Annotated in this window: 22 protein-coding genes; 10 read left to right on the top strand and 12 right to left on the bottom strand. The window is 71.9% G+C overall.

Annotation, left to right across the window (positions count from 1 at the left end):
• Positions 1-14: 14 nt before the first annotated feature.
• Positions 15-1,079: an endo-1,4-beta-xylanase gene (locus ABKA17_RS39365; protein ID WP_353697192.1), complete on the top strand. Its 1,065-nt coding sequence runs from the start codon at positions 15-17 to the stop codon at positions 1,077-1,079.
• Positions 1,080-1,178: 99 nt separating this feature from the next.
• Here ABKA17_RS39365 and ABKA17_RS39360 read toward each other — a convergent pair whose 3' ends face one another.
• From ABKA17_RS39360 to ABKA17_RS39350, 3 genes are all read right to left on the bottom strand, one after another.
• Complete coding sequence (locus ABKA17_RS39360) at positions 1,179-2,225, bottom strand: LacI family DNA-binding transcriptional regulator (RefSeq protein WP_353697191.1); 1,047 nt, start codon at positions 2,223-2,225, stop codon at positions 1,179-1,181.
• A 208-nt stretch (positions 2,226-2,433) separates the two neighbouring features.
• A complete protein-coding gene (locus tag ABKA17_RS39355; protein ID WP_353697190.1) occupies positions 2,434-2,640 on the bottom strand; it encodes a DUF5999 family protein in 207 nt (68 codons plus the stop codon).
• Positions 2,641-2,917: 277 nt separating this feature from the next.
• The gene (locus tag ABKA17_RS39350) at positions 2,918-3,502 is read right to left on the bottom strand and encodes a hypothetical protein (protein WP_353697189.1); all 585 of its coding nucleotides are present in this window, start codon (positions 3,500-3,502) and stop codon (positions 2,918-2,920) included.
• A gap of 552 nt (positions 3,503-4,054) precedes the next feature.
• On the opposite strand from ABKA17_RS39350, the gene ABKA17_RS39345 reads away from it, so the two are divergent.
• The gene (locus tag ABKA17_RS39345; RefSeq protein WP_353697188.1) at positions 4,055-5,572 is read left to right on the top strand and encodes a glutamate-cysteine ligase family protein; all 1,518 of its coding nucleotides are present in this window, start codon (positions 4,055-4,057) and stop codon (positions 5,570-5,572) included.
• Positions 5,573-5,936: 364 nt separating this feature from the next.
• On the opposite strand, the gene ABKA17_RS39340 is transcribed toward ABKA17_RS39345, so the two are convergent.
• Positions 5,937-7,709 (bottom strand): substrate-binding and VWA domain-containing protein, encoded by a 1,773-nt coding sequence (locus tag ABKA17_RS39340; RefSeq protein ID WP_353697187.1) that lies wholly within the window; start codon positions 7,707-7,709, stop codon positions 5,937-5,939.
• Positions 7,710-7,895: 186 nt separating this feature from the next.
• On the opposite strand from ABKA17_RS39340, the gene ABKA17_RS39335 reads away from it, so the two are divergent.
• A complete protein-coding gene (locus ABKA17_RS39335) occupies positions 7,896-8,696 on the top strand; it encodes a CPBP family intramembrane glutamic endopeptidase (protein WP_353697186.1) in 801 nt (266 codons plus the stop codon).
• A gap of 19 nt (positions 8,697-8,715) precedes the next feature.
• Here ABKA17_RS39335 and ABKA17_RS39330 read toward each other — a convergent pair whose 3' ends face one another.
• Entirely contained in the window at positions 8,716-9,525 is an 810-nt protein-coding gene (locus tag ABKA17_RS39330) for a PhzF family phenazine biosynthesis protein (protein WP_353697185.1), read from the bottom strand.
• Positions 9,526-9,725: 200 nt separating this feature from the next.
• Here ABKA17_RS39330 and ABKA17_RS39325 point away from each other — a divergent pair, with 200 nt between their 5' ends.
• Both ABKA17_RS39325 and ABKA17_RS39320 read left to right on the top strand, forming a co-directional pair.
• The gene (locus tag ABKA17_RS39325; RefSeq protein ID WP_353697184.1) at positions 9,726-10,511 is read left to right on the top strand and encodes a cyclase family protein; all 786 of its coding nucleotides are present in this window, start codon (positions 9,726-9,728) and stop codon (positions 10,509-10,511) included.
• Positions 10,508-12,136, top strand: coding sequence for a thiamine pyrophosphate-binding protein (locus ABKA17_RS39320; protein ID WP_353697183.1), 1,629 nt, complete (start codon positions 10,508-10,510; stop codon positions 12,134-12,136). The genes ABKA17_RS39325 and ABKA17_RS39320 overlap by 4 nt, the downstream gene beginning before the upstream one ends.
• An 18-nt stretch (positions 12,137-12,154) precedes the next feature.
• On the opposite strand, the gene ABKA17_RS39315 is transcribed toward ABKA17_RS39320, so the two are convergent.
• The 3 genes from ABKA17_RS39315 to ABKA17_RS39305 form a co-directional block, all read right to left on the bottom strand.
• Positions 12,155-12,787 (bottom strand): response regulator transcription factor, encoded by a 633-nt coding sequence (locus ABKA17_RS39315; RefSeq protein WP_353697182.1) that lies wholly within the window; start codon positions 12,785-12,787, stop codon positions 12,155-12,157.
• A complete protein-coding gene (locus ABKA17_RS39310; RefSeq protein WP_353697181.1) occupies positions 12,784-14,007 on the bottom strand; it encodes a sensor histidine kinase in 1,224 nt (407 codons plus the stop codon). Before ABKA17_RS39310 ends, ABKA17_RS39315 begins: the two co-directional genes overlap by 4 nt.
• 122 nt (positions 14,008-14,129) lie before the next feature.
• Positions 14,130-15,257 carry an ABC transporter substrate-binding protein gene (locus ABKA17_RS39305; protein ID WP_353697180.1) on the bottom strand — a complete coding sequence of 376 codons (1,128 nt, stop codon included), beginning with the start codon at positions 15,255-15,257 and terminating at the stop codon, positions 14,130-14,132.
• Positions 15,258-15,472: 215 nt separating this feature from the next.
• Between ABKA17_RS39305 and ABKA17_RS39300 the strand changes: the two genes are divergently transcribed.
• The gene (locus ABKA17_RS39300) at positions 15,473-16,093 is read left to right on the top strand and encodes a PadR family transcriptional regulator (protein WP_353697179.1); all 621 of its coding nucleotides are present in this window, start codon (positions 15,473-15,475) and stop codon (positions 16,091-16,093) included.
• A gap of 75 nt (positions 16,094-16,168) precedes the next feature.
• On the opposite strand, the gene ABKA17_RS39295 is transcribed toward ABKA17_RS39300, so the two are convergent.
• On the bottom strand, positions 16,169-16,597 hold the full coding sequence (locus tag ABKA17_RS39295) for a type II toxin-antitoxin system Rv0910 family toxin (RefSeq protein ID WP_353697178.1): 429 nt from the start codon (positions 16,595-16,597) through the stop codon (positions 16,169-16,171).
• 114 nt (positions 16,598-16,711) lie between these two features.
• Positions 16,712-16,879 (bottom strand): hypothetical protein, encoded by a 168-nt coding sequence (locus ABKA17_RS39290; protein WP_353697177.1) that lies wholly within the window; start codon positions 16,877-16,879, stop codon positions 16,712-16,714.
• Positions 16,880-17,098: 219 nt separating this feature from the next.
• Between ABKA17_RS39290 and ABKA17_RS39285 the strand changes: the two genes are divergently transcribed.
• From ABKA17_RS39285 to ABKA17_RS39275, 3 genes are all read left to right on the top strand, one after another.
• Entirely contained in the window at positions 17,099-17,629 is a 531-nt protein-coding gene (locus tag ABKA17_RS39285; protein ID WP_353697176.1) for a Clp protease N-terminal domain-containing protein, read from the top strand.
• Positions 17,630-17,832: 203 nt separating this feature from the next.
• Positions 17,833-18,837, top strand: coding sequence for an EamA family transporter (locus ABKA17_RS39280; RefSeq protein ID WP_353697175.1), 1,005 nt, complete (start codon positions 17,833-17,835; stop codon positions 18,835-18,837).
• Between the two features lie 169 nt (positions 18,838-19,006).
• Positions 19,007-19,942: a DMT family transporter gene (locus ABKA17_RS39275; protein ID WP_353697174.1), complete on the top strand. Its 936-nt coding sequence runs from the start codon at positions 19,007-19,009 to the stop codon at positions 19,940-19,942.
• Between the two features lie 8 nt (positions 19,943-19,950).
• Here ABKA17_RS39275 and ABKA17_RS39270 read toward each other — a convergent pair whose 3' ends face one another.
• Positions 19,951-20,583, bottom strand: a complete 633-nt coding sequence (locus ABKA17_RS39270) for an FMN-binding negative transcriptional regulator (RefSeq protein WP_353697173.1) — start codon at positions 20,581-20,583, stop codon at positions 19,951-19,953.
• On the bottom strand, positions 20,583-21,266 hold the full coding sequence (locus tag ABKA17_RS39265) for a pyridoxamine 5'-phosphate oxidase family protein (protein ID WP_353697172.1): 684 nt from the start codon (positions 21,264-21,266) through the stop codon (positions 20,583-20,585). Before ABKA17_RS39265 ends, ABKA17_RS39270 begins: the two co-directional genes overlap by 1 nt.
• Before the next feature lie 48 nt (positions 21,267-21,314).
• Between ABKA17_RS39265 and ABKA17_RS39260 the strand changes: the two genes are divergently transcribed.
• Positions 21,315-22,652, top strand: a complete 1,338-nt coding sequence (locus ABKA17_RS39260) for an aminotransferase class I/II-fold pyridoxal phosphate-dependent enzyme (RefSeq protein ID WP_353697171.1) — start codon at positions 21,315-21,317, stop codon at positions 22,650-22,652.
• The last annotated feature ends 42 nt before the right edge of the window (positions 22,653-22,694 follow it).

Raw genomic sequence — 22,694 nt, 5'->3', positions numbered from 1 at the left:
TGAGGAGTCGCACCATGCGCAAGAACCGTCTCAGACTCGCCGGCGCCCTCGCCGCCCTCCTGGTCGCCGCAGGCGTGGCCACCGGCCCCGGCGCCCAGGCCCACGAGGGCGCCGAGGCCCACGGCAAGAAGGTCACCCTCGCCGACCTCGCCCAGCGCCACGGCCGCTACTTCGGCAGCGCCACCGACAACCCCGAACTCGTCGACGAGCCCTACAAGGCCATCCTCGGCAGCGAGTTCGACCAGATCACGCCGGGCAACGGCATGAAGTGGTACGCCACCGAACCCCAGCAGGGCGTCTTCGACTTCACCCAGGGCGACGAGATCGTGAACCTCGCCCGGGCCAACCACCAGAAGGTGCGCGGCCACACCCTCGTCTGGCACAGCCAGCTGCCCGGCTGGCTGACGAGCAAGGAGTGGACGGCGCCCGAGCTGCGGGCCGTGCTGAAGAAGCACATCCAGACCGAGGTACGGCACTACCGGGGCAAGGTGTTCGCCTGGGACGTCGTCAACGAGGCGTTCAACGAGGACGGGACGTACCGCGAGACGGTCTTCTACAAGACCCTCGGCCCCGGGTACATCGCCGACGCCCTGCGCTGGGCCCGGCAGGCCGACCCGAAGGTCAAGCTCTACCTCAACGACTACAACATCGAGGCGGTCGGCCCGAAGAGCGACGCCTACTACAACCTGGCCAAGGAGCTGAAGGCACAGGGCGTGCCGCTCGACGGCATCGGTCTCCAGGCCCACCTGGCACTCCAGTACGGCTATCCGACCACGCTGGAGGACAACCTCCGCAGGTTCGCGAAGCTCGGCCTCGACACCTCGCTCACCGAGGTCGACATCCGGATGATCCTGCCCGCGACCGAGGAGAAGCTGGCCCAGCAGGCCGACTGGTACGCCGACCTGACCGACGCCTGTCTCGCGGTGCGGCGCTGTGTCGGCATCACCGTCTGGGACTACACCGACAAGTACAGCTGGATACCGGCGTTCTTCGAGGGCCAGGGCGCGGCGCTGCCGTGGGACGAGCAACTCCAGCCCAAGCCTGCCTACTTCGCCATCAGGGAGGCACTCAAGAAGTAGTGGTGGCTCGCTGAGACGCCCGGCGGCTGGGCACGGAGGGGAGTCCGCCGGGATGCGGCCCGGCCCGGCGGTGTGGCCCACCGCCGGGCCGGAGCCGTGTCAGCGTGCGGGGGGCGCGGTGCTCGCCCTGACGACGAGTTCCGTGCCGAGCTCCACCCGCGGCGAGTCCGGCCGTTCGTCGCGGGCCAGCTTGAGCACCGTACGGACGGCGAGCTTGCCCATGTCGGCCAGGGGCTGGCGGACCGTGGTGAGGGGCGGGGCGGACCAGCGGACTTCCGGAAGGTCGTCGAAACCGACCAGGCTCATGTCCTCCGGCACCCGCAGCCCGCGCCGGCGCAGCGCCTCGATCGCGCCGAGCGCCATCTGGTCGCTGGCCGCGAAGATCGCCGTCGGCGGTTCGGGCAGGTCCAGGAGGGCGTTGCAGCCCTCGAAGCCGGACTCGGGGTGGAAGTCGCCCAGTACGACGAGAGCGTCGTCGACCGTGAGGCCGGCGCCCTCCAGCGCGGCGCGGTAGCCGTCGAAGCGGGCCCGGGAGCACAGCAGCCGGGGCGGGCCCGCGATCAGGCCGATCCTGCGGTGGCCCAGCGACAGCAGATGCTCGGTGGCCGCCATGCCGCCCGACCAGTTCGCGGCGCCGATGGTGGGGGCGTCCAGCGCGGGCGAGCCCGCCGGGTCGACGACGACCAGCGGGACGCCGAGGATGCGCAACTCCTCGTGCAGCACCGGCTCCAGGACCGAGGTGACCAGGATGACGCCGTCGGAGGCGCGGGCCCGCAGGTTGCGCATCCACTCACGCGCGTCCCCGGAACGGCCGTGCAGCGCGGAGACCACGGTGCCGACGCCGACCGAGTGCGCCACCTCCTCGACCCCGCGGATGATCTCCACGGCCCAGGGGCTGTCGAGGTCGTTGAAGACCAGGTCGAGCAGGGCGGCTCCGCTGCCGGAGGAGTGCGGGCGCTTGCGGTAGCCGTGCAGGCGCAGGAGTTCCTCGACGCGGGCCCGGGTCCTGGGCGACACGTCGGTGCGGCCGTTGACGACCCGGGAGACGGTCGGCACGGAGACGCCGGCCTGCCGGGCGATCTCCGTGATCGTGACCCTGCCCCCCGGCTCGGGCACCCCCTCGGTGTCGACCTCGTGCACTGCCAACTCCCCACCTCCGTCGACGGATCGAAACTTCCAGGAGTCTTCCGGAAAACGGGCACCGATGGGAAGGGAGTAACGGAGATGACCGCGTGCCGTCCGATGAACTACACGGAGTGATCGCCCCCGGACATGCGTCGGGGCCGGTGCGCAGCGTGGCTGCGGCCGGCCCCTCGAGTCACCGGGCGGGCGGTCCCCCCGCCCGGCGTTCGCCTCAGGCGGCGGTCATCACCTGTTCGGTGCCCAGCGGGCGGTGCGGGGCGATGATCTTGCCGTCGGGCAGGAGCTCACCGGTGTCCTCGAAGAGCAGAACGCCGTTGCACAGCAGGCTCCATCCCTGCTCCGGGTGGTGCGCCACGAGTCGGGCGCCCTCCCGGTCGGCGGATTCTGCGGTCGGACACGGTGGCTGGTGCTGGCACATTGGTGGGATCTTTCGCTTTGTCGTGGTTTTCATGGCCGCCCCCGTTGTGATAAGTCGGTCGGAACCAGTGTTGCCCCACGGGCGTCAATCCGCAGGCATTTCGCGGCACAGCTACTCACAAGTTCATGACGCATCACCCGCGCGGACGGTTCATCCCAACTGCACTGTCTCTTCGGGTGGTTCGAGATGGTCGGATGGGGCTAGTCCGGGTGGGGTGCGGACATGGAAAAGGCTCGTACGAGCTTTATTCCGCTCGTACGAGCCAAATTCCGGGATGTCAGGCGAGTTGTCCCAGAAGCGGGGCCGGAGTCGCGCGATGGGTCAGCACCGGGAGCAGTTCCGCGACGCGGTGCGGCCGGTGGGCGGCGATACCGGGCGGCGCGGGTGCCAGCGGTACGAGGAGGTCGGTGGCGGCGGGGTGGCCGCCGGCGCCGTCCGCGGTGCAGTCGCCGTGCAGCCAGAGGGTGAGCATGTAGAGGCCCGGAACCGACAGCAGGCGGGGCTGGTAGGGCTGCTGCATGGTCTCCGCCTGGCGCAGCGCGCGCTCGGTGGAGGCGATGTAGGGGCCCTCGAAGAAGTGCGAGAAGGCCCAGCCGTCCGGGGTCAGCCGGGTCTCGGCGGCGGCCACCGCGCGGTCCTGGCAGCGGATCAGGAAACGCCACCCGGCCAGCCGGGTGGCGGACGCGCCCGCGGTGGTGATCTCGTCCAGTACGTGGACCGGCAGGGGGAGTTCGGGTGTCACGGGTCCCTGGGCGGTGCGCAGGGAGGGAGTTCGGGCCTCGCGGACCGCGGTGGGCGAACCGAGCGCAGTGAGGACGGAGCGAAGTGCGGGCGCGGGAGCCGGGGGGACATGCAGCGGCATGGTGGGTCGCCTCTCATTCGACAGGCACAGTGGCGCGAGGGCGTGGGCGGACGGCGCTGTCAGCTCGCGGGGTCAGACAGGCGGGGGCCGGGTCCGGGTGCGTGGGAGGTGCGTGAGGCCTGCCGCACGTCACCTCGACGGCAGGCTCGAACAGACCGTGGGCGCCAACCTTCTGCCTCGTTCGCGGAGTTTATACGACACGTGTTCAGACGGTGTTTCATCTAGCCGTATCCGACGTGAAGAGCAAGGGTCTATTCGGTCGGCGATACGTGGGAATCATCCCGATTTTCGATGACGGCACCGCGATGACCTCGATGAATACCGACGAAGGGGTCGGCCAATTGTCGTCGGCGTTTTTCACGAGGCGGGTGGGGAACTCGAAACTTCACAGTGCCGCATGCCCGGTGAATGTGCCGCAGGTCACCTGTGACAGGTTAGCGGGCGCCGGGCCCGCGTGGGGACGTTATCGATCGTCTCCACTGGGCATCATCCCACGTGACCCGAGACCGGCGGCCGGATCTTCGGCCAGCTCATGCGAGGAGGGACGCTTCCATGGGGGAGAAGGTCGCGGCAGGCCGTTTCGACCTGTCCGATCGGCAGCTGTACCGCGGCAAGCTCCGCAAGTGCCTGACGGGACTGGAGCGCTTGCTGGCGGAGAAGCGGTTCGATCGCCCGAAGAACCTCATGGGGCTGGAGATCGAATTGAATCTCGCCGGCGCCGACGGCATGCCGAAAATGCTGAATGCGCAGGTTCTCGAACGGATCGCGAGCCGAGATTTCCAAACAGAACTCGCCATGTTCAACCTGGAAGTCAACATAGCCCCACACCACTTGGGCGGCCGGGTATTCGACCGGCTCGCGGAGGAAATCCGCACCTCGCTGGCATATGCCCACCGAAAAGCGGGGGAGCTCGACGCGGGAATCGTGATGATCGGCATTCTGCCGACGCTGGACCGGGACGACCTGGTCTCCTCGAACCTCTCCGACGTCGACCGCTACGCGCTGCTCAACGAACAGATCGTGGCGGCCCGGGGTGAGGACTTCGTGCTGGACATCGACGGGGTCGAACATCTCGTCTGCACGTCGAAGTCCATAGCGCCGGAAGCCGCCTGTACGTCCGTGCAGTTGCATCTCCAGGTCACCCCGGGCCGTTTCGCCGACGTGTGGAACGCGGCGCAGGCCGTCACCGCCGCGCAGATCGCCGTAGGGGCCAACTCGCCCTTCCTGTTCGGGCGTGAGCTGTGGCGCGAGTCGCGGCCGCCGTTGTTCACGCAGTCCACCGACACCCGCCCGCCCGAACTCCAGGCGCAGGGCGTCAGGCCGCGGACCTGGTTCGGGGAGCGGTGGATCTCCTCGGCGTACGACCTGTTCGAGGAGAACCTGCGCTACTACCCGGCCCTGCTGCCGATCTGCGACGACGAGGACCCGCTCGAGGTGCTGGACGCGGGCGGCGTCCCGTCCCTCGCCGAACTCGTCCTGCACAACGGCACCGTGTACCGCTGGAACCGCCCGGTCTACGGCATCGCCGACGGAGTCCCGCACCTGCGCGTCGAGAACCGCGTCCTGCCCGCCGGCCCCACCGTCACCGACGTCATCGCCAACGCGGCCTTCTACTACGGCGTCGTCCGCGCCCTCGCCGAGGAGTCCCGGCCGGTGTGGACCCGGATGCCCTTCGAGGCGGCCGCCGCCAACTTCGACGCGGCCTGCGAGCACGGCATCGAGGCCCGCTTCGACTGGCCGAGGCGCGGGCGGTACGGCGGCATGGCACAGGTCGACGCCGTCACCCTCGTACGCGACGAACTGCTGCCGCTCGCCGCGTCCGGCCTCGACGCGTGGGGTGTCGAACCCGCGGACCGGGACTTCTATCTGGGCGTGATCGACGAGCGCTGCCGGCGGCGGGCCAACGGGGCGACCTGGCAGGCAGCGACGTTCCACCGGGCGCTGGAGGCGGGCCTCGACCGGGACGCCGCCCTCGCCGCGACGACCCGGCGGTACGCCGAGCTGATGCACCTCGGAGAGCCGGTGCACACCTGGCCGGTGGGGCTGCCGGAACCGGCACCGCTGGGCTGAGCCGGGAGCGCCGGCTGCCGTGGGCTGGGGCTTGCGTGGGGTGAGGCTTCCGTGGGGTGAAGCTGGCGGAGGCTTCTCTGGGGTGAGGCGCTGAGGGGCGAGGTCGCCGTGGGGCTGGGGCTGGGGCGTGGGCTGCGGCTCGGCTCCACCATTCCCGTGGCTCCGTGGCTCCGTGGCTCTGTGGCTCTGTGGCTCTGTGGCTCTGTGGCTCCGCTCGGCCCGCTGCCGCTGCTGCGACTGGGCCCGCTTGCCTGCCTCGCCGTCCGCCTCAGCTCGGCTCGCTGCCCCTCGCCGTCCGCCTCAGCTCGGCTCGCTGCCCCTCGCCGTCCGCCTCAGCCCAGCCCGCTTCCCCTCGGCCGCCCTCTCAGCCCAGTCCGCTTCCCTCCGCACCCGCCGCCACGATTGCCTCCAGGATCACCTCGTGGATCTGGGCGGGGTCGGTTACCTCCTGGCCGGTGCCGCCCGTGGCTCTTGCGATCTGCTGGGCCTCCTCGCGGTCGGCGTCGGGGCCGACGGCGATCATGATGAGGGGGACCGGGCGGTCGGGGTCGACCAGTTGCTGGAGGCGGCTGATGAGGGTGCCGCGGGAGATGCTGCCGGGGTCCTGGTTGACGCCGTCGGTCAGGACGACCAGGGCGTTGAACTTGCCCTCGGCGTAGGAGGACATCGCCTGCTGGTACGCGGCGAGTGTGGTGTCGTACAGGCCTGTCGCGCCGTTGGGTACCGGCGTCAGGTCGCTGAAGGCCGCCGACAGTCTGTCCCGCTGGGTCGCGCCGTCCGTGCTGTCGCCCAGGCGGCCGGTCGGTACGAGGACGCGGTAGTCCTTGTCGCCGTCCAGCTTCGTGGAGAACTGCCACAGCCCGATCTCGTCCTCGGGCGTGAACGTGGCGAGTGCCTGGAGCAGGGAGGCCTTGGTGACGTCCATACGGGACCGGCCCGTGCCCGGGACCAGCTCGGACATCGAGGACGAGGCGTCGACGACCGTGGTGATCCGCGCGCTCTGCACCGTGATCGTCCAGGTGCCCAGCGCCTCCTGGAGGGCGGCCTCCGAGGCGGGCTTGAGGGCGTACCGCGCGTACGGCTGCGGTTTGCTGCCGCCGGCCCGCGTCACCAGGGACTGCGGTACCTCGTCGGCGGAGGTCCGGAAGCCGTACTTCTCCATGAGCCGGCGCTGCTCGGGCTTGTGCAGATAGTTCATGAACCGCAGCGCCGCCCGGCTCTCGTCGGTGCTGAGCTCCGTCTGGTCGACCAGCAGATACGGGTAGTCGAGGCGGGGCGAGCCGTCCTTGGGGTAGAAGAGGTCGAGGCCGTCGCCGTCCGCGGCGGAGTTGTACGCGAACGCCGCCTGCTCGCTGAGGATCAGCGCCTGGTTCCGCTTGGGGTTGCCGCTCTCGGTGCCCGAGGCGTCGCGCGGCAGGGTGTCGAGGACCTGGGTGTCGCTGTCCGAGGTGCGCTGTGACAGGGCCTTCATCATGGCCGCGGCCTGGGTGTCGCCGCCCTTCACCTTGGCGGCGCCGGTGCTCAGCTGGGTCAGGGCGAGCAGTCCCGTCGCGCTGCGCGAGGGATCGGCCGCGCCCAGCTTGAGGGAGTCGTCCCGCATGGTGGCGCCGACCAGCTCGATCCAGTCGTACGACTTCTTGGGCCACCCCAGCAACTTCGCGGCCTCCGGGACCATGGCCACGCCGACCGGGCTGGAGGCGAGGCTGCCGGCCGGGGTGACCTCCGTGGCCTTGGTGTTCGCCGCGATCCGCTTGACCCACAGGTCCGAGTCCGGCACCCACACCTGGATGTCGGTCCTGCGGCCCGCCAGCAGGGTGTCGGTGAGCTTGTACGAGTCGCGCGCGGTCACCTCGACGTCGACGCACCGGCCGTCGGAGGTGAGGCTGTTGTCGCGGGCCCGCTTCGCGGCGGCGCGCAGGGCGGGGGCCATGTCGGGGGAGGCGGCGAGCTTGAGGTCCACCGCGTCGTCCTGGCAGGAGGAACCGAAGGAGAGCAGTCCGCTCTGGACGGCGGCCGCGGTGCCGCCCGCGGCGGTCAGGACGAGCACCGTCACCATGGCGACCGTACGGCGGCGGGCTCGTGGACGGGGGTCGCTGCCGCCCGCCCCATACTGATCGGGCAAGCTGTGACGTCCCATGACGGTGGTGCCCCTCCCTGTCGTACCTTCTGCCGGTTTCGCGGCCGTATGGCATGCAAAGGGGAGGTCAGCCCCGTACGGTGTCCGTCCCCCAACGGCCTGTCGCGCACGATCTTCGCAACTTCTTTCGAGACCCTAGCGGGGCGGCGATGGGGATGGGACGGGATTACTGAATTGGAGTCAGGTGTGCAGGGAGAGGCGGGCCTCGTGGCCGATTCTTTTCCGGAGAACGGGCCTTCGCGGCGGATCTTCCGTGACGAGACACTGCTCGTTCTGGGGCTTTCGCTCGGTGCGAGCGGTGTGTCCGCCCTGATCAGCTTTGTCGGATCGGTCACGAAACCGGGCGGCCTCAAGGACCAGGCGGCCACCCTCAACGCCTCGGCCGCGCCCGGCCGCCCCTGGCTCGATCTGGCCTGGCAGCTCTTCGGGATCGCCTCGTCCCTCGTACCGGTCCTGCTCGTCGCGCACTTCCTGCTGCGCGAGGGCGGAAGCCTGCGCACGCTCGGCTTCGACCGCACCAAGCCGTGGCCCGACCTCGGTCGCGGGGCGGCGATCGCGGCGGTGATCGGCAGTACCGGAATCGCCTTCTACCTGGCCGCACGCGGCCTGGGCTTCAACCTCACGGTGGTGCCGGAGGCACTGCCCGAGGTGTGGTGGAAGTACCCGGTGCTGATCATGTCCGCGATGCAGAACGCGATCCTCGAAGAGGTCATCGTCGTCGGCTATCTGCTGCGCCGGCTGGGCCAGTTGGGCTGGACGCCGGGGACCGCGCTGGTGGCCAGTTCCGTACTGCGCGGGTCCTACCACCTGTACCAGGGCATCGGCGGCTTCATCGGCAACATGGTGATGGGCGTGGTGTTCGTCTACCTCTACCGCCGATGGGGGCGGGTGGGTCCCCTGGTGGTGGCGCATTCGCTGCTCGACATCGGGGCGTTCGTCGGCTACGCGCTGCTGGCCGGGAAGGTGGGCTGGCTGCCGACGGCGTGAGCCGCCGGCAGCCCTCTGCTCAGACCAGCAGGTCGCCCTCGACGGTGGTGACCGCGCGGCCGGTGAGGAGCGTGCGGTCGCCCGCCAGCCGGGTGCGGACGCGGCCCGAGCGGGGTGAGGCCTGGAGACCGGTCAGGTCGGTGCTGCCCAGGCGCTCGGACCAGAAGGGTGCGAGGGCGGTGTGGGCGCTGCCGGTGACCGGGTCCTCGTCGATCCCGACGTTCGGGAAGAAGCAGCGGGAGACGAAGTCGTAGCCGAGGTCGGGGTTCTCGGCGCGGGCGGTGGCGATGACGCCGCGCTCGGAGTAGGCGCCGAGGGCCTTGTGGTCCGGGGTGAGGGAGTGGACGGTCTTCTCGTCGGCGAGCTCGACGAGCAGGTCGCCCACGTTGGGCCCGGTGTCGAAGGCGGCCAGCGGCTCGGTCCCGAGGGCCGCCTCGACTCCGTCCGGGAGTTCGACCGGGGTGAGCGGGGCGGTCGGGAAGTCCAGGGTGATGGAGCCGTCCTCGCCCGGCGTCGCGATGAGCACACCGCTGCGCGTGGCGAACCGCACCGGCCCCTCGTGGGCACCGGTGGTGTGCAGCACATGGGCCGTGGCCAGCGTCGCGTGCCCGCACATGTTGACCTCGGCCTTCGGGGTGAACCAGCGCAGCGCCCAGTCGGCCTCGCCGCCCTCGGGCAGGCGGTGCGCGAAGGCCGTCTCCGCGTGGTTGACCTCCAGCGCGATGTTCTGCATCCGCCCGTCGTCCGGGAAGGCGTCCAGGAGCAGCACTCCGGCGGGGTTTCCGGCGAAGGGGCGGTCGGTGAAGGCGTCGACGATTCGGATACGCATGCCGACGACGCTAAGGCGTCCGGGAAACCCCGGACCAAGGCCAATTCCGGGTCACTGGACCGATTTGGCGCGTGCGGGAGCCGTAGCGGTGTCTCCACGGTCCTCGCGGCGTCCCTCGTGAACCGACTCTGGACGCGCCCCCACAGGTGGTGCCACCGTCGTCAACGCGTCCCGCGTTCATGACCGTTCAGGAGGCAGCCATGTCCCAGCCGTCCGTTCTCGCCGCGCTGCTGTCGGGGTTGCGGAGTGGGTCCATCGAGGTCGTGGATCTCACGGCGCCGTTGTCGTCCCAGACTCCGGTGATCCGGTTGCCGGAGGGGTTCGGGCAGACGCAGGTGTTCGAGTTGGAGGAGATCAGCCGGTACGACGACCGGGGGCCGGCCTGGTACTGGAACAACTTCCGCACCGGTGAGCACACGGGAACGCACTTCGACGCGCCGAACCACTGGGTCACCGGCAAGGACCTCGCCGACGTGGCCTCCGTGCCGGCGGGGCGGCTCATCGCGCCGGCGGTCAAGCTGGACTTCTCCGCCCAGAGCGCCAAGGACCCCGACTTCCTGGTCGAGGTGGACCACATCAAGGCCTGGGAGGCGGAGAACGGGCCGTTGCCGGAGGGCGGCTGGCTGCTGCTGCGCACCGGCTGGGACGCGCGCTCCGACTCGCAGGAGGAGTTCCTCAACGCCGACGAGAACGGCCCGCACACCCCGGGCCTGTCACCGGAGTGCGCCCGCTGGATCGCCGAGGAGTCCCCGGTCATCGGCCTCGGCACCGAGACCGTGGGCACCGACGCCGGAGCGGCCCACTCCTTCGACCCTGCCTTCCCCTGCCACTCGTACCTGATGGGCAACGACAAGTACGGCCTGACCCAGCTCCAGAACCTGGCCGAGCTGCCCGCCACCGGCGCGGTCGTCATCGCGGGCCCGCTGCCGATCCTGAACGGCTCCGGCTCGCCCGCCCGGGTGCTCGCCCTCGTGGAGCGGTCATGAAGGTCGCCGAAGCCGTCGGCCGTGCCCTGACCGCGGCCGGCGTGGACCTGGTGTTCGGCGTGGTCGGTTCGGGCAACTTCCACCTCACCAACGCCATGGTGGCCGCCGGTTCCCGCTATGTCGCCGCCCGCCACGAGGGCGGAGCCGCCACCATGGCCGACGCCTACGCCCGGACGAGCGGGACCGTCGCCGCGCTGAGCGTGCACCAGGGGCCCGGTCTGACCAACGCCCTGACCGGCATCGCCGAAGCCGCCAAGAGCCGCACCCCGCTCCTCGTCCTCGCGGCCGAGGCCACCCAGCGCACCTCCAACTTCCATGTCGACCAAGAGGCGTTGGCGCAGGCGGTCGGCGCGGTCACCGAGCGCGTGACGTCCCCGCACTCCGCGGTCGAGCAGGCCTGCGGCGCCGTACGACGCGCCCTGCACGAGCGCCGTACCGTGCTGCTGAACCTCCCCCTGGACGTACAGGCCCAGGACGTCCCCGACACCGCCGCGATCGCCGCCGCCCCGCCGCCCGCGCGGGTCGCAGTCGAGCCGTCGGAAGCCGATGTGGCGGCCCTGGTGGCGGCCCTCGAACGATCCGATCGACCCGTGTTCGTGGCCGGCCGCGGCGCCCGCTCGCCCGGCGGGCGGGAGGCACTCGTCGCCCTCGCCGACCGGTACGGCGCTCTGCTCGCCACCTCGGCCGTGTCCCACGGCCTGTTCCACGGCGACCCGTGGTCGCTCGGCGTCTCCGGCGGCTTCGCCGCACCCCGCACGGCCGAACTGATCCAGGGCGCCGACCTGATCGTCGGCTGGGGCTGTGCCCTCAACATGTGGACCATGCGGCACGGCCGGCTCATCGGCCCGGACGCCACCGTCGTACAGGTCGACGACGACGCGTCCGCGCTCGGCGCGCACCGGGCGGTCCACCTCGGCGTCGTCGGCGACGTGGCACTCACCGCCCGGCGCGCACTCGACGCGGGCGGCGAGCGGCGCGAGGGGTACCGCGGCACGGTCCTCGGCGCCCATGTGCGATGGAGGGAGGTGCCGTACGAGGACGAGAGCACCCGGGACCGTATCGACCCGCGGACGCTGAGCATCGCGCTCGACGACATCCTCCCGCCCGAGCGGGTCGTCGGCGTGGACTCCGGGAACTTCATGGGCTACCCGAGCGCCTATCTGTCGGTGCCCGACCAGGACGGGTTCTGCTTCACCCAGGCCTTCCAGTCGATCGGCCTGGGGCTGGCGACCACGATCGGAGCGGCGCTCGCCCGGCCCGACCGGCTGCCGGTCGCCGCGCTCGGCGACGGGGGCGCGCTGATGGGCGCGGCCGAGCTGGACACCGTACGCAGACTGGGGCTGCCGATGGTGGTCGTCGTCTACAACGACGAGGGGTACGGCGCGGAGGTGCACCACTTCGGACCCGACGGCTTCCCGCTCGACACGGTCACCTTCCCGCCCACCGACATCGCCGCGATCGCGCGTGGCTACGGCTTCGAGGCGGTGACCGTCCGCGCCCGGGCCGACCTGAAGGCGGTGGCGGACTGGGTGGCCGGACCACGGTCGACGCCGTTGCTGGTCGACGCCAAAGTGGCGGGGGAGCACGGCTCCTGGTGGCTGGAGGAGGCCTTCCGGGGACACTGAGGGGGCCAGGGCGCCGGCTCAGTCGAGTTGGATGAGCCCCCGGCGAGCGGCCTCCGTCACGGCGGCCGCGCGGTTCTCCACCCGCAGCTTGCGGTAGATGCGCACGAGGTGGGTCTTGACGGTCGCCTCGCTGAGGAACAGGGCCTGGGCGATGGCCCGGTTGCCGAGCCCTTCCGCCGCGAGCCGGACGACCTCGACCTCACGTCCGGTCAGATCCGCGTCCGTGCCGACCACCTGGCCGACGAGCTCCCCGACGACCTCGGGCGCGAGGGCCAGCGCGCCGGCGGCGGCCCCGCGGACGGCCCGGAAGAGCTCCTCGGGCGGTCCGGCCTTCAGTACGTATCCCCGTGCGCCGGCCTCCAGCGCCCGCACGACGTCGGTCCGCCCCGAGAAGCTGGTGAGCATCAGCACGGGCACCGCCGGGGCCGCGACGGACAGCCGGCGCACCGCCTCGACGCCGTCGACGTCGGAACCGGCGAACCGCAGGTCCATCAGCACGACGTCCGGCTTCAGCTCGGCGGCGAGCCGTACGGCCTCGTCGCCGGCGCCCGCCTCCGCGATCACCGTAAGATCCGGCTCTCCCTCCAGCAGGGCCCGCAGTCCGGCCCGTACGACGGCGTGGTCGTCCGCGATCACCAGCCGTACGGTCATCCGGCGGTGGCCCTGGTCAGGTGGGGCGCCGCCGCCGGGAGCACGGCGCGGATCCGGGTGCCGCGGCCGGGTGCGCTGGTGACCCGCAGGTCGCCGCCGCACTCGCGGAGCCGGGCGCGGGCGGCGGGCAGACCGAAGCCACGGCTCGGGCGGACGGCGGCGCCGGCACCGGCCGGGTCGAAGCCCACTCCGTCGTCCTGTACGTCGAGTTCGATCCGGTCCGCCTCGTGGTGGAGGGTGACCAGCACGTTCACCGCGCGCGCGTGCTCGCGCACGTTCGCCAGCGTGCCCTGTGCCACGCGGAACAGTGTGGCGGCGGCCTGCTCGTCCAGGACCGGGCGGGACTCGCCCGCGGACCGGAAGCGCACCTGGGCCGCGGGCCCCGCCTTCTCCGCTTGGGCGCACAGCAGTCGCAGCGAGCCTTCGAGGCCCTCTTCGGCGACGGCGGACGGGGTGAGGTCGTGGATGATCCGGCGGGTCTCGGCGAGATTGCCGTCGAGGCCGTCGGCCACCGCGCGGACCCGGGTGCGGGCCGCCTCCGGCCGCCGCTCCCAGTCCCGCTCGGCGGCCTGGAGCAGCATCAGGGAGCCCGCGAGTTCCTGGGCCAGCGTGTCGTGCAGATCGCGGGCGATCCGGGTGCGCTCGGCGAGCACCCCCGCCCGGCGCTGCTCCTCGGCCAGGATGTCGCGCGTGCTCCGCAACTCGTCGAGGAGGCGCTGGCGTTCGGCGGCGTCCCGCTGCTGGGCGCGGTACAGCGCCACGGTGCCCCACACGGCGGCGACCGGGACCAGGGCCATCTCCAGGTCGAGCCGGCCGGTCGAACCGACCAGTCGCGAGCCCAGCACGACGGAGATCGCGGCCACCGCCACGAGCGCCGCCCGGTGACCGAGAGCGCGCAGGGCCGCGCACGCCAGCGGCACCCCGCACCAGGCGTACGCCCAGGTCAGTGGTACCGGAGCGAGGAAGATCAGGACGCTCCAGAGAGCGACGAGGGCCGTGATCCAGGCGAGCCGCAGGGCCGGACCGAGCCGCTTCCACAGGCCCAGACCGAGCCCGTACACCACGGCCAACATCCCGCTGACGGCGACCATGTGCCAGCACAGCGGGATGTTGAGATCGACGAGCCGTACGGCGGCGGCTCCGACGACCAGGAAGAACACGAGGTGCGGGGCGTGTTCGAGAGCGCGTCTGGAGCCGTGGGCGGGAGCGCGGACGGGCACGGCAGATCCCCTTGGACGGACTGGTCCCTATGGATGGGCTGATCCACTTGGACGGGCGTCCGAGTCTATCCGGGGGCTGTATGACCGATGTGAAGAACTCCGGCCCGGGCTCTCGCCCTTCGCTACGCCCCCGGGTGCAGCCCCGGCCAGCCCGGCGTGGGGTCGCCCTTCACCTCACCGAAGTACAGGGCGAAGGTCTGCTTCCAGCGCTCGACCGCGGCCCGGTCGGCCATGAAGCGGGGGAAGCCGTCGAGGTGCGCGTCGGGGTACTCCCAGACCGGCTTCAGGCCCGCCGGGGGAGTGACGTCGGTCCGTACGGACCAGCCGTTGAAGGAGGACTGCTGGGTGGCGAGGGACAGCTGCCAGTTGAGGTAGAGCTTGGCGGCGGTCGGATGCGCGGCCTGCTTCAGGATCGCCGCGCGCTGGCCCCAGGCCATGAACGGGGCGCCGTCCGGGGCCACCCACTTCACGGGCCCGGTGCCGAGCACGGCGCCCGAGCCGCCGATGCCGATCGCGTGGGTGCCCGCGCGGACCGCTTCGCCGGGGGAGTTGCTGCCCCGCGCGAAGCGCACGTTCTGGGCGGCGAGCTTGGCCACCCACTCCCAGCCGTACTTCTGGGCGTAGAGGGAGTAGAGGTAGAGGACCGCGTCGTCGTCGTGCGGGTAGGAGGAGGCGATCCGGCCCTTCCACTTCGGGTCGACCAGGTCCAGCGGGGTGCGCGGGGCGTCCGAGCCGACCGCGGCGGTGTCGTACATGAAGCTGAAGCCGATCGCGCCGACCGCGACCCAGGCGCCCTGCGGGTCCTTGAACTTGTCGTAGACCTTGGAGAACCCGGCCGGCTTGTAGCGCAGGAGCCTGCCCTGCTCCTTCCAGCGGGTGAAGTCCTGGAGGGTCTGGAGCTGGACGACGTCGGGGACCAGGGTGTCGGTGGCGAGCTGGTTGTCGACGCGGACGTCGTGGTACTTGCTGTAGTCCACCACCACGGTCAGGTCGATGTCCGGGAAGCGCTTGAGGAACGCCGCCTTGGTGAAGTCCTGCTGGGTCGGGGTGTCCCCGCCGGCGTAGATGACGAGCTTCCCGCCCTCGGCGAGAGCGGCCTTGTAGAGCTCGTCGAGGTTCCTGGTCTCCTCGGATCCGGTGCTGCGCGTGCCGGGGGCACCGTGGGCGGAGGTGGCGCCGAGCGCGCCGACACCGATGGCCGCACCGGCGCCGGTGGCGAGGACACGTCGTCTGCTGAGGAAGCTGGACATGCTGCGGAGGCCTCTCTGCTGGGGGGTGACGTACGCATCGTGCTCGGCCTCGGCGGGCCTTCGCGTCCTCCGGGCGGAGCGAGGGACGTGCTGGAGGTGTAAGCGCGGTTCAACCGAACGGTTGACCAGGGCTTTCGGCCGGGGCTTGCTATGCGAAGTATTCCGATATATCGTTGACGCATCGCGACAGATCAACGATGGATGGAGTGATTGCGATGCGTTCCCATGGATTCGAACGTGGACACGGTGGACCCGGCCCCCGCGGCCGTGGCGGTTTCGACGGACGGCGTGGTGCCTTCGGCCCCTTCGGGCCGGGCGGCGGCCCCGGTGGTTTCGGTGGACCGGGCTTCGGTCCGGGCCCCTGGGGGCCACGAGGGCGCGGCGGACCGAGGGGGAGGGCGCGGCGCGGCGACGTACGCGCGTCGATCCTGGCCCTGCTCAGGGACCGGCCCATGCACGGGTACGAGATGATCCAGGAGATCGCCGAACGCAGCGGCGGGGCGTGGAAGCCCAGCCCCGGTTCGGTGTACCCCACCCTCCAGCTGCTGGAGGACGAGGGTCTGATCGCCAGTGAGAGCGAGGGCGGCAAGAAGCTGTTCGCGCTCACCGAGGCGGGCCGCGCCGCGGCCGAGGAGGGTCCCGACGCGCCCTGGGAGGAAGCCTCCCGCGGCGTCGACTTCGAGGCGCTGAACGAGATCCGCCAGGCCGGCTTCGGCCTGATGGAGGCCTTCGGTCAGGTCTGGAAGACCGGCAGCAAGGAGCAGCGCGAGAAGGCCCTCGCCGTCATCACCGAGGCACGCAAGAAGCTGTACCTGATCCTCGCCGACGAGGACTGACGGCGGTGCGGCAGTCGTATGGCTGTGCGAGGCGCCCCGTGGAGTGATCCGCGGGGCGCCTTCGTGTGCCCGGCCTCAGGCCACCAGTCCGGCCAGCTTGCGCAGCGACTCGTTGAGGGCGGCGGTCGCCGAGTCCTTGAGCTTGCCCGCCATCAGCGCCACCGCGGCGCCCGCGAACTCGCCGTCGATGCGCACCACCGTCGCGCCGCCGTCCGGGGTGAGCGTGTAGCGGTTGGCGACGGTCACCGCCATCGGTCCCTTGCCCCGGATGGCCAGCACCCGTGCCGTCTCCAGCTCCTCGATGGTCCACTCGACCTCGGCCGGGAACCCCATCAGCTTCATGTTCTCCTGGAAGGTCCCGCCCACCTCGAGAGCGGCGGGGCCGCCCTGCGGGAAGCCGGTGTGGGTGGCGTTCCACTCCCCGTACGCGGACCAGTCCGTGAGCTGCGCCCACACCTTCTCGGCCGGCGCCTCGATGCGTGCCTCCGCGCTGACTTCGGCCATGCGACCACCCCTTCGACTCGGGCTACGGTGTCGCGGAACGTAGCCGCAGGGCCTGGAACATTCAATGCTGATGAACCGTCAGAAAATGTGGAGGCCGCCGACGAGCGGGCGCGCTCAGCTCACCAGCCGTATCACCGCCGCGTCGAACAGGTCCCAGGCCCGCGGGAAGGCGGACTCGTCGTGGCAGTGCCACGCCTCCCAGAACAGGTCGGCGAGCAGCGCGTCCTCCGGGGCGTACACCCGGTACACGTACTGTCTGCCGTCGACGGCCGGCAGAGCCACCAGCCAGCACCTGCTCTCCATGCCCGTGTTGGACGAACGACGGCACACGGTGGTTGCGTGCCGGGCGCGGGACGAGGCGGCGCGCGCCCACGCGGGGTGACTGGCCTGATCTCATCCGTAAGGAGGAGATTCCGGCCATCGGAGTCCACTCTGTGTGGGACGCGAAGATGGTTCCCTCCGGGGATGACCCCGGTCCGCGTGGCTGATGGGGTGGGGGATGTGCCACCCCGTATCCCCCGGCAGTCCGTGAACGAGCCGGGCAGCAACCGCACTGACATCGATGCCACGCTCGGCGAGGAGCTGGCGGCGGTGGTCTCCGGGGCGCGTCGGCGGGCGGTCCGGGACGGCGACCGGCAGATCGACAGCGCCCATCTGCTGCACTCGCTTCTGGAGTACGACCCCGAGGTGCGCGCCGTCTTCGAGGACGGGCCCCAGCTCGCCCGGCTGCTCGGCTATCTCGTGCAGCGCAGCATCGGCTACGGCCTGCGCTGGCAGGGCAGCGTCGAGGACTCCGGCGCCGTCCCCGTGGTCACCGAGGCGGAGGGCTACTCACCGCTGGCCGCGGGCGCGGTGCGGTACGCCGGTGCGCGCGCCGCCCGCCGCGGCGACGACCGGGCGAACGGGACCGACCTGCTGGCGGCCCTGGTCGTCGACCCGCAGTCCCGCGCCGCCGAGGTGCTCGGGCGGGCGGGGATCGACGCGGGTGCGGTGCTCGGACGGATCGAGGGCCGGGCGGAGAGGGCGTTCTGACGTCGCTCGCGGCCGGTCGGAGGGGCTTTCCGCGTCGCTCGCGGCCGGTCGGAGGGGGCGTTCCGGCGTCACTCGCGGCACGTCGCGGCCGGGCGGCGGGGGTCTTTCGAGGATGATCGCGGATCGGTCGTGACGGGCTGCCCCGTCCAGCCGCTGAGACAGGTGTCATCGGGGGTGACGCTCATGTCATCCCCTGTCATCATGTGTCGGTGCAGACGACTGACAGCAGGAGCGGCCACCCGGGAAAGGGCGTCGGGCTCAGCCTCGCGCTTGTTTCCGCGGTCGCCTTCGGAGGATCCGGTGTCGCGGCCAAACCGCTGATCGAAGCGGGCCTCGACCCGCTCCACGTGGTGTGGCTACGGGTGGCCGGCGCCGCCCTCGTGATGCTGCCGCTCGCCGTCCGCCACCGTGACCTGCTGCGCCGTCGCCCCGCGCTGCTCGCCGGGTTCGGGCTGCTCGGCGTGGCCGGAGTGCAGGCGTTCTACTTCGCCTCGATCTCCCGGATACCCGTCGGGGTCGCGCTGCTCGTCGAGTACCTCGCCCCGGCCCTCGTCCTCGGCTGGGTGCGGTTCGTGCAGCGACGGCCGGTCACGCGCGCCGCCGCGGTCGGTGTGGTCCTCGCGGTCGGCGGCCTCGCCTGTGTCGTCGAGGTCTGGTCGGGGCTCAGCTTCGACGCCGTCGGCCTGCTCCTCGCGCTCGGCGCCGCCTGCTGCCAGGTCGGCTACTTCCTCCTGTCCGACCAGGGCAGCGACTCCGGCGCCGAGGCCCCCGACCCGCTCGGTGTCATCGCCTACGGCCTTCTCGTCGGCGTGGTCGTGCTCACCGCCGTGGCCCGCCCCTGGACGATGGACTGGGCCGTGCTCGGCGGCACCGCGAAGATGGACGGCACCTCGGTCGCCGCCGCCCTGCTGCTGTCCTGGATCGTCCTCGTCGCCACGGTCCTCGCCTACGTCACCGGCGTGGTCTCCGTGCGCCGGCTCTCACCGCAGGTCGCCGGTGTCCTGGCCTGTCTGGAAGCGGTCATCGCGACCGTCCTGGCCTGGGTGTTGCTCGGCGAGCACCTGTCCGCCCCGCAGATCATCGGCGGCGCGGTCGTGCTGGCCGGCGCCTTCATCGCACAGTCCTCGACCCCGGCCAGAAGCACCGGGGAACCGGTGGCGAGCGGCGCCCCGGAAACGAAGTTGTCCGCCCGCTCCGGCGCTGCCTAGGCTGCCGATCATGCATTCCCACCGCGTCATCGCACCGCCCGCCGCCTGAGGCGGGCCCTCCGGAAACGCGCCCGGCCCGCTGCCGGGCGTCACGGTGCTGCCCGCAGACGAAGTCCACGGACCCCGCTGAGCCGGGGCCCTCACTTCTGTCTGTCTGCGGAGACGACAAGTGTCGAATGCTGCTTCCGGCCTGCCCATCGGGCGAGGCCTCATCTGTCTGATCGTCGCCGGTGTCGCCTGGGGCACCGCGGGCGCGGTCGCCGCGCTGGCCTACGGGGTCAGTGACCTGGGACCGGTCGCCCTGTCCTTCTGGCGCTGCGCGTCCGGACTGGTCCTGCTGGCCGCCGTACGCCTGGCGCGTCCCCGGACCCGCACCGCCGTACGGGAGCCACTCGCCCGCAAGGCGTTGCGGGCGGGTGCCACGGGGCTCGGGCTCGCCGTGTTCCAGACCGGCTACTTCGCGGCCGTGGCGGCCACCGGACTAGCCGTGGCCACGGTCGTCACGCTCGGCGCGGGCCCCGTCCTCGTCGCGCTCGGCGCGCGGCTGACCCTCGGGGAACGGCTCGGACGAGCCGGGGCCGTCGCCGTCGGCGGGGCGCTCGCCGGACTCGGGGTCCTCACGCTCGGCGGCGAGGGCACGACCGTACGGCCGTGGGGCGTGCTGCTCGGGCTGGTGTCGGCGGCCGGGGGTTCCGCGATGACCCTGCTCACCCGCCACTGGGGCCGCGACGGCAGGGTCGACGCCGCCGGTACGTCCGTCGGGGTGTTCGCCGTGGCCGGCGTGCTGCTGCTGCCGTTCGCCCTGGCCGAGGGCCTGGTGCCGCACACCGCCCGGCCCGCTCTGCTGCTCTGCCTGCTGGCCTACCTCGCGGCCGTCCCCACGGCCCTCGCCTACGCCCTCTATTTCGCCGGCGCGGCCGCCGTCCGTTCGGCCACCGTGTCCGTGATCATGCTGCTCGAACCGGTCAGCGCGGCGGGCCTCGCCGTCGTGCTGCTCGGTGAACACCTGACGGCACCGACCCTCGCCGGCACCCTGCTGATGCTCGGGTCCGTCACGGGGCTCGCGGTGGCGGAAGCGCGCGGGGCGAGGCGAGCCCTCGGGTAGGAGGGAACTCAGGCTCGGCGGCGCCCCAGCAGATGCTCGCGCGCCGCCGAGTCACCCGGCCCGGACCGCTCCGCGAGCTTCGCCGCGATCCGGTCCTGAACCTGTGCCGTCCGGTGGGCGGCGTACTTGAACTTCGCGCGTACGTCGACGACTTCGAGCCGCACCCCGCGAATCCCGGACAGCATCCGGCCGTACGGCACCGCGCCGACCGCTACCTCGGCCGAGCCGCCCTCCGGCTGGAAGTGGGCGACCTGGCGGTTGAGCAGCGCGGCCTTCTCCGCCGGATCGTCCACGACCTGGGCGCGGCAGCGGAGTTGGACCGCCGTGTAGAAGCTGGTCGGAGTGCCGTGCTCGGGCGGGCCGTCCGGGGCCGCCTGCCAGGGGCCGGGGACGTACGCGTAGTCGTCGACCACGCTCAGCACGACCTCCGGGTTCGCCTCCAGCGCCGCCCACATCGGGTTGGGCCGGGCGAGGTGGGTGAGGACCTCGCCGCGCTCGCCGTCGTACACGAAGTGCAGCGGCTGGGCGTACGGCGGTTCGCCGTCCAGGCCGTTGACGACCAGCGTGCCGAAGTCGTGCACGGCCAGCCACTGTTGCCACTCGGCGTCGTCGCGGGGCTCGTCCCAGGGGTGGATCAGCATCACAGGGCGCCGAGGTAGTCGGGGAGTTCGGTCCCGGGGGACAGGAGGGCGTCGGCGACCGGCGTCTCGTAGCCCTTGCGCAGCGGGACCACTCCGGCCCAGTGGGGGAGGTCCAGGTCCTCGGGCTCGTCGTTGACGCCGCCCGTGCGGAGCTTGGCGGAGACCTGGTCCAGGTCGAGCCGGATCACGGCCGTCGCGGCGAACTCCTTCTTGTTGGCGGGCCGGGAGTCCTTGGACCGGCCCGCCACGACGTGGTCGACGAGCGCGTCCAGGGCGAGGCGCTTCTCCTCCGGGTCGGTCACGTCGTACGCGGTGCCGTGCACCATCACGGAGCGGTAGTTGATCGAGTGGTGGAAGGCGGAGCGGGCCAGGATCAGCGCGTCGACATGCGTCACCGTCAGACACACCGGCAGACCCGGGTCGGCCTGGCCGGTCATCCGCAGCGGGCGCGAGCCCGTCGAGCCGTGCACATAGAGCCGCTCGCCGACCCGGGCGTACAGCGTGGGCAGCACGACCGGCGCGCCGTCACGGACGAAGCCGAGGTGGCAGACGTAGGCCTCGTCGAGTATCGCGTGCACGACCTCCTTGTCGTACGAGGCCCGGTCGGGGGAGCGGGTGGGGACCGTGCGGTCGGTCGCCGGGTAGGCGGTCGGCTGAGGCGTCGGCTGCTGGGTCCCCTGCATGGCGGTCTCTCCTTGCGAAGTCTTTTGCACTAGTGCATAATCTGCTTTGTGCTAGGAGGATACAAGATCGAAGGGCGACGCGCAGCGGAGATTGCGGCGAGCGTCGAGCGCGCGGTGGGTGCCGGTGAGCTGGAGCCGGGGCAACTTCTGCCGCCCATGCGGGAGTTGGCCGTCGAGCTGGGCGTGAATCCGAACACGGTCGCGGCCGCGTACCGGACGCTGCGGGAGCGCGGGGTCATCGAGACGGATGGGCGCCGGGGCAGCCGGGTGCGGTCCAAGCCGGCCACCACCGGGCGCGAGGCGATCCGGGTGGACGTACCCGCGGGGGTGCGGGACGTGGCGAACGGCAATCCGAATGTGGGGCTGCTGCCCTCGCTGGCCAAGGCCTTCGCGGCGGCCGCCGAGCACCACGACCGGGAGCCCGTGCTGTACGGGGACGCCGCCGTCGAGCCGGAGCTGGCCCGCCTCGCGCGTGCCGCGCTGGACGCCGACGGGGTCCCGGACGGGCCGGTGCAGGTCGCCTGTGGCTCCCTCGACGTGATCGAGCGGGTCCTCGCGGTCCACCTCAAACCGGGCGACACCGTCGCCGTCGAGGACCCCGGCTGGGGCAGCCTGCTCGACCTCGTCCCGGCGGTCGGACTGCGCACGGTCCCCGTCGGCGTCGACGACGAGGGACCGCTCCCGGACGATGTGCGCCGGGCGCTGGTGGCGGGGGCGCGTGCTCTCGTCGTCACCGACCGGGCGCAGAACCCGACGGGCGCCGCGGTGAGCGCGGCACGCGCGCGTGCGCTGCGGTCCGTGCTGAAGGAGCACCCCGACGTGCTGCTCATCGAGGACGACCACGGGCACGGCATCGTCGATCTGCCTCTGCACCCCCTGGCCGGCACCACCCGCAGCTGGGCCTTCGTGCGCTCGGCCGCCAAGGCCTACGGCCCCGACCTGCGGCTCGCGGTGTTCACCGGGGACGCCGTCACCGTCGACCGGGTGCGCGGACGGCAGCGGCTCGGGCCCGGCTGGGTCAGCCGCGTCGGCCAGCGGGCCCTGGCCCGGTTGTGGGCCGACGGCGCGGTCGACCCGAAGGTGGTCGCGGGGGCCTATGGCGTACGCCGGAACGCGCTGATCGCCGCGCTCGCGGAGCGGGGCGTCGCCGCACACGGCCGCAGCGGCATGAACGTGTGGATCCCGGTACCCGACGAGACCGGCGCCGTGGCCCGACTGCTGCACGCCGGGTGGGCGGTGGCCCCGGGCGCCCGCTTCCGGATGGGAGCGGCACCCGGGATCCGGGTCACGGTCTCGACGCTGACGGAGCAGGAGACGGTACGGCTGGCGGAGGCGGTCGCCGCGGCGGTGGGGACGGGGGCGGGGCCGGTCCGGGGGTTCGTCTAGCGAGGGGTCGGCCGCGGGGGCCCAGCGGGTCGGGTGAAGTCA

Origin of the sequence: Streptomyces sp. RG80, from assembly GCF_040446465.1 — a bacterium.
Lineage (GTDB): Bacteria > Actinomycetota > Actinomycetes > Streptomycetales > Streptomycetaceae > Streptomyces.
The sequence above is the reverse complement of the archived record's forward strand: the minus strand, read 5'-3'. Positions and strand labels throughout refer to the sequence as shown.